At 62.6% G+C, this 6,052-nt stretch carries 6 protein-coding genes and 1 pseudogene; 2 read left to right on the top strand and 5 right to left on the bottom strand.

What is annotated here, in order from left to right; all coding sequences use genetic code 11:
• Positions 1-70: 70 nt before the first annotated feature.
• Positions 71-724 (top strand): DUF1345 domain-containing protein, encoded by a 654-nt coding sequence (locus WAN02_RS08055; protein ID WP_422263632.1) that lies wholly within the window; start codon positions 71-73, stop codon positions 722-724.
• A gap of 87 nt (positions 725-811) precedes the next feature.
• Here the strand turns inward: WAN02_RS08055 and WAN02_RS08050 are convergent, their stop codons facing one another.
• The gene (locus WAN02_RS08050; protein ID WP_422263631.1) at positions 812-1,531 is read right to left on the bottom strand and encodes a TetR/AcrR family transcriptional regulator; all 720 of its coding nucleotides are present in this window, start codon (positions 1,529-1,531) and stop codon (positions 812-814) included.
• Between the two features lie 492 nt (positions 1,532-2,023).
• On the opposite strand from WAN02_RS08050, the gene WAN02_RS08045 reads away from it, so the two are divergent.
• The gene (locus tag WAN02_RS08045) at positions 2,024-2,707 is read left to right on the top strand and encodes a hypothetical protein (protein ID WP_422263630.1); all 684 of its coding nucleotides are present in this window, start codon (positions 2,024-2,026) and stop codon (positions 2,705-2,707) included.
• A gap of 257 nt (positions 2,708-2,964) precedes the next feature.
• Here the strand turns inward: WAN02_RS08045 and WAN02_RS08040 are convergent, their stop codons facing one another.
• The 4 genes and pseudogenes from WAN02_RS08040 to WAN02_RS08025 all read right to left on the bottom strand — a co-directional run.
• Positions 2,965-3,942, bottom strand: a complete 978-nt coding sequence (locus WAN02_RS08040; protein WP_422263629.1) for an NAD-dependent epimerase/dehydratase family protein — start codon at positions 3,940-3,942, stop codon at positions 2,965-2,967.
• Positions 3,939-5,051, bottom strand: coding sequence for an NAD-dependent epimerase/dehydratase family protein (locus WAN02_RS08035; RefSeq protein WP_422263628.1), 1,113 nt, complete (start codon positions 5,049-5,051; stop codon positions 3,939-3,941). The genes WAN02_RS08040 and WAN02_RS08035 overlap by 4 nt, the downstream gene beginning before the upstream one ends.
• Positions 5,048-5,581 carry a nuclear transport factor 2 family protein gene (locus tag WAN02_RS08030; protein WP_422263627.1) on the bottom strand — a complete coding sequence of 178 codons (534 nt, stop codon included), beginning with the start codon at positions 5,579-5,581 and terminating at the stop codon, positions 5,048-5,050. Before WAN02_RS08030 ends, WAN02_RS08035 begins: the two co-directional genes overlap by 4 nt.
• 62 nt (positions 5,582-5,643) lie before the next feature.
• Positions 5,644-6,052, bottom strand: a pseudogene (locus tag WAN02_RS08025) (endoglycoceramidase); the annotation flags it as partial.

Here is a 6,052-nt window from a genome sequence, read left to right as displayed (position 1 = left end):
TGTTCACCTGCGCTACCGCATTATTCGATGAACTGAGCCGACCAACCGGAGAGGTGGTTAGGTCAGCGGTGTGAATTCCTTCGCGAAGTTTTTCCGCGACACCGTCGCGGTCCGGATCTTGGTCTCGGTGGTGCTCGGAGTGGTCGTTGCTCTGGTGGTGGGCAACACGGTCGGCTGGCGATTCGCGCTTGCCGGTTGGGTGGCCGCTGCCGCGCTGTACGTGGTGTGGACACAACGCATCCTGAGCGTAATGAATGCCGAGCAGACGTGCAGATGGGTGACGCGGGAGGACCCGACCCGGTGGGTCGCCGACGTAGTCATTCTCACGGCGAGCATCGCGAGCCTTGGCGGCGTGGGTTACGTGGTGGCCGCTGGATCGAAGCTCTCCGGCAGCGGCGCCTTGGAAGCCGCACTCGTCGGGATCCTCACCGTCGGCGCATCCTGGTTCGCGGTGCACACGCTTTTCACCGTGCATTACGCGCGGCTGTACTACTCGGGCGAGCCGGGCGGCATCAATTTTCACGACACGAACCCACCGCGCTTTCGGGATTTCGCCTATCTCGCCTACACCGTCGGGATGACGTTCCAGGTCTCAGACACCGAGATCTGCTTGACCTCGATCAGGGCGACGGTGCTGCGGCACGCGTTGCTGTCGTATCTGCTCGGCGCGGTGGTCCTGGCGGTGACGATCAATCTGATTGCGGGGCTTGGCTCCCGAATCTGATCGAGCCGAAAGGCCAAGTCGCTCAGCAGATGTCAACCTGCCCGATGCGGACGAGGCTTCTTGGGCGTTTGCCTGCTCGTCGACAAATTACTGGTGGGATGAACCTTCGGGCCGTTGCAGAGCTATGGGCTGGTGTGGGTCGAGGTGAATCCCACCCGATCGAAGTGTGCTGTCCCACAGCGACCACATCCACTCCGAGAGCTGTGCGGTGAATGCCGGCAGGGGCATAGCTGCGGGGTTGTTGAGCCAGTGCGTTGTGGCCGACTCGACGAAGCCGACGGCCCCGAAGCTCATTGGCATCGCTGGGCGCTCGTCGAGCCCGAATGTGCGTAAGACCGCAGCGATTACGTCGGACAGATTCGTGGCGACGGTGCGGTTGACGTCGTGGATGGCCGCGACACCGTTCGCGTCATCGCTAAGCGAGTGGCGGCTCAGATACTCGTACAAGTTCGGGTTCTCGATGCGCCACCGCAGATGCGCCGACACTGTCGCGGTGATCATGTCCATTGGGCGCGCCCTCATGCTCCACCCTGGAGTCTGCTTGGCGATGAGCATGTCGCTGGCCCTGCGGGCGATGCTGTGATGTAGGTCGGCTGCACCGTCAAAGAACCGGTAGAGCTTCGTGCGTGTCACCCCGACGTAGTCGGCTACCTGCTCGGTCGATGTCTCTGCGCCGTATTCGGCAATCGCTCGCAGCGCGGCCTCGACGAACTCGGCGCGACGCTTGTCTCGCTGACCCGACCATCGGGCCGCCCGCCCGTCAATAGGTCCGGATAGCGCGGCATCGGATGGCGCTTTCGAACCCATGCTTTACATGGTACTTGGTGTCCCCCTAATCTATGGTGGTACATGCCGTACCGGAAGGTGTCCGGCCTTGGAGAGGGTAAATCTATGAACAAGGTGCGTGCGGGCGGCCTCGCCGCTCTCGTTGCAGCGCTCATCACCATCCCTGTGGTGGCGGCCGATACTGCCTCGGCAAATCCCGGCCAGAACTGCACAACTCAGTGGAACACCATGTACAGCGTGCCCGTCGGCGTCCGCACGACCTGCTTCAATCCAGACGGCAGCTATCACGTGTGCACATCCCTCGGGACGGACGGTAAAGGACCCGGGACTTGCATGGACTATCCAGCTCCACCTCAGATGGGTGGACAGCCGACTTTCAGCCCGCCCGTTCCGGGAATGGCACCTCCGCCGACGTCCTAAGCGACACCCAGAGTTGTCGCGTACCAACGAATTTTGGGTAGTCCACATAGTGCCGAGACTCTTCTGACCGAAAGCGGGTGATCCCCGATGCAAGTGCGACTGGACCGGCTGTCCGACCGCGAGCTCGCCCAGGCGGTCGACACATTTAACGTCCGCTACGGCGAGATGGAAAGGGTCCTATGGTGTCTCGCAACTCATTCGCGCCAGGCGTTACTTGACTACAACAAGACTCCTGTCCTCGAGGCACTCGTATGGACCATCAAAAGCTGGTGGGGCGTGCAAGGCGTTCGCCGCGAGACGAGATCCGCAATGGCGACTGCTCTCCTCGCGTTGGATTGGTCACCCGATCACTTCCATCCGCTCATCGTGCCGCCGGCCGGCATCGAAGATTATGCAATCGAGATCGTTGCGAAACTAGTCGAAACCAGCAGGGCCTTAGGCGTTCCGCGGCGAGAGTATTCGCTTGCCTCGAAGGTGCTCCATTGGCTTCTGCCGTGGCGGGTCCCGGTGTACGACAGCTTCGTTCGGCTAAGTCTCGGCATTCCGGAAAGCTGGGACCATCCGAAAGCTTATTCCCGCGTGGTGCGCGAGCTCTTCGATGCAGGGCGGAAGTTGACCGCCGCGAACTCGGCATGGGTGGGTACGTTGGAACCGCGTGCGCCGCTGCGTGCTTTCGACAAATGCCTCTGGTGGTTCGGCGGTGGCCAAGCGGCCACAGCGGTCGAAGTGAGAAATCCTTGGCGCGTAGTCGATGACCTCGGCCTGCCACGTTTGTAGGCAGCGCTCAGAAGGTGTCGACCTTCTCGATGCTGACGAGACTCTCTGTGCGTTTGCAATCTCAAGCAGCGTTGGTCGCTTAGCAAACAGCCTGGCCACGGCATTGGCTACGCCGGTTGACTCAAGATGCCGTACGCTCTGCCGCGGACTGGCTGCGGACTGGGGTCGCGCCGGTGGCTACCACCACTAGAGAAGCCACTTTGACTCGTCGGCTCGAATACGGAATAACGCCCGCTTGCTTCCTGCCCGTTGCCGAGCTACCGGCGTTGTCTCAAGAAGAACTTCGCGGCTTCGCGGATTGACTGCTCGACGGGTTGAGGTTCCCAGCCGAGTTCGCGTTGAGCCTTGCTGTGGTCCAGGGGCGACATGAGTTCGGCCATCTGTAGGCCGACGACGGCGAACGGGAGGTCCCGTCGAAGCAGACGGGCGGCAAGGTCGTTGAGGTGGGCGGCGAGATACAACAGACGCATCGGTATTCCGATGCGTGGAGGTTTTCGTCCGACCGCTTCGGCAGCGACAGCATGGACCTCGCGGGTGCTCATGTAGTGGTCGGAGATGATGTAGCGTTCTCCCACTCTCCCTCGGTCTGCGGCGAGCACCATGGCGCGGGCGGCATCCTGTATGCCGACGACCTCTGAGGAGAAGCCAAGGTAGAGCGGAAACCGGCCGGCAGCGACTTGCGCGATCAATGAACCGTGTGGCGTCGGTTGCCAGTCGCCGGGACCGTAGGTGGTCGAAATGCACAGCGCGACAGCCGATAAGCCCTTATCGCGGCTATAGCGCATCACCAGGTTCTCCGCCTCGATGCGAGACGCGATGTAGGCACCACCCTGCGTCCAGTTGTGCGGGTCGTCTTCGACGACGGGTGCGCCGTCGCTGATGGCCAGAGTTCCGGTGGTGCTGGTGAACACGAACTTGCGCAGTCTGGCGTTGACGGCGGCGTCGAGAACGTGTTGCAAGCCTTCGACATTGGTGCGAAACAGCGGAGCCGGGTCGCGCAGCCACATCCGTGCGTCGACCACGCAATAGAAGACGACATCGCACCCTCTCATCGCAGCCGCTAACGCATCGTCGTCGAAGACATCCCCGTAGCAGCGTTCTACGGCCAGATCGTCGATGCCTTTGGTGTTACTGGTGCGCCGGACCATGACGCGAACGTCGTCACCGTCCTTGACGAGCTGACGGGTGACGTGGGAGCCGAGGAAGCCGCTCGCGCCGATAACCAGTTTCGTCACTGCGGTGTCTCGCTACTGCCGGCCAGGACTTGGGGTCCGTACTTGTTGGCGATGAGGGTCCACGGGTCGGCATAGCGTCCGCGTCCGTCGACGCGACGCTGGGCAGCCAGAGCGGCACGCATGACCGGTCGAAGCACCGGACCGAGGATCGGCAGTAGCGTGCGCAGGAGTCGGCCCTGGGACTCGGCGACCCACGCGATCGTTTGTGCCCAGTCATGGCGTTGATAGTCGAGCAGTGCCTGCGATTCGGTGGTGTCGAACCATCCGGTGAATGCCCACCCACGGTCGTCCTCGGGGTCGCCGGGCAGGCTGGCGTTGGGGCCGAGTCGCCCGATGCCGACCGCGTCGAACATGTCGTCTTCGACGTCGCGGTGGATGTGGACGTGTGTGTCGTTGCCGGCGATGACCAGAGCTTTGCCGTTGATCGTCTCAGTGCGATCGACGGCGTTGGCGAAGGCCAGCGCGACATCCCGTGCGTCAACCGTGTGCAGTCTGTTGTCACCGGGTGTGGCCCGCATCAACAGCAGATAATCGCTATTGAGGTTCGCCGCCCCGTCTGGGGCGACAACTCCGCCGAGCCGAAGCAGGACATACGGTAGGCCGCTGCCCTCAATGACGGCTTCGGCGAGGACTTTGTCTTCCCCGTACTGATCGATCGGGTTGAGCGGCGTCTGTGCGGTGATGCGTTCTGGACGCCGGTAAGGGTTAACTGACCCATACACCGCGGCGCTGGAGGCGAACACCAGCAGCGGCGGCACGGGTAGGGCTTGGGCGGCCTGCACCACATTGGTGGTGCCCTCGACATTGACGCGCCTGGCCAGAGGGGGATTTCGGTACGACGGTGGGGACAGCATCCCGGCCAGATGGATGATCACGCTCGGTTTGTGTTCGGCGACAAGGCTATTGATGGCTGCTGCGTCGAGCAGGTCGGCATACACGGTCTGCAGCACCCCTGGGTGCGTATCGCTGGCCAGCGCATCGGCTGCCGCGACCACCGCGTCACTGCGTAGATCTGTGGCGATCACGGTGCGTCCGCGTGACAGCAGTATCTCGGTGCAACGCTTGCCCACTTGACCGAACGCCCCGGTGATCAGGACGGGGCTGCTCACTTGGCGCGTTTCCGAGCCAAGGCCGCACCGGCATCGCGCAGCCGTTCAGGAACCCGAAACGAGAAGACAGGATTGAAGATATCCTCCCGAAGCCGCGTCAGCTTGGAAGTCTTGATGTACCAACGCCCGTCGATCTTCTCGTAGGTCTCGTGGTAGTGGCCATAGCCCTGCAGATTCAGCCCCGGCGCCAGGCGCACCACATCTTGCAACGCCCAGACACCGGTAGCTGTCGCGGGCGACGTCAGCGTGATCTCCGGAGCATGCACCTGGTGCACCGTGGGTTGAGAGGCCTTGCCAATGTGTCCGCGCGTATAGCAGACGAACGCATCAGCACCGACGATCACGTCACCGCCGGATTCCGAAGTGTCACTGACGAAGTCATCAGCGAAAATGGTGCGCCACGCAACCCAGTCCTTGGTGTCTAGGTACCGGCAGTAGCGGGCCTTCAACTGCTTGATCGCCTCGACCTCGTACAGGCCTTCGACATCGCGGCGATTCGACGCAGGCGCGTCACCGGCCTCGGCGTTCATGTATACCCTTCGGGCCTTCGGATAGGTGTGTCGTCTCAGCCTTCAGGCTACGTTTACCCCGCTCAGGCCCCGCTGGCTGCGGTCACGGTGACGGTGACAGTGTTTGCACCGTTGTCGGACGCGATGACCAACTCGGGAGCGTCGGGGCCCGAAACCACCTGCCCGCCAGTGACGCTCACGTCATAGCCATTTGGAAATTCCACGCTCGGGACCGAGATGGTGGTCTGCGAGCCAGCGGGGAAACTGCCCAGGCCGTCGGCCTGTTCGGTGGAGTAGCTGAACTGGAAGGTGCCATTGGTGAACGAGTAGGAGTCCGGGGTGCCGGAGATCGTCTGCGGGTACGGCTCGGCGAGCGCCTGCAGCGCGGCGGTGTTGACGTTGTCGCCGGTGGGCGCGAGCTCCGGGTTATTGATTAGCCACTCCGAGTCTGGTGACCCGGTGATGTCGCCTTGGCCGGTGTAGGCCCAGTCG

This window comes from Mycobacterium sp. (genome assembly GCF_049281135.1).
GTDB lineage: Bacteria > Actinomycetota > Actinomycetes > Mycobacteriales > Mycobacteriaceae > Mycobacterium.
Note: the sequence above shows the minus strand (reverse complement) of the source record. Positions and strands in the feature narration are given on the sequence as shown.

Excerpts from the sequence above, each read along its gene's own strand:
- WAN02_RS08050 (WP_422263631.1), bottom strand. The coding sequence starts at position 1,531 with ATGGGTTCGAAAGCGCCATCCGATGCCGCGCTATCCGGACCTATTGAC.
- WAN02_RS08030 (WP_422263627.1), bottom strand. The coding sequence starts at position 5,581 with ATGAACGCCGAGGCCGGTGACGCGCCTGCGTCGAATCGCCGCGATGTC.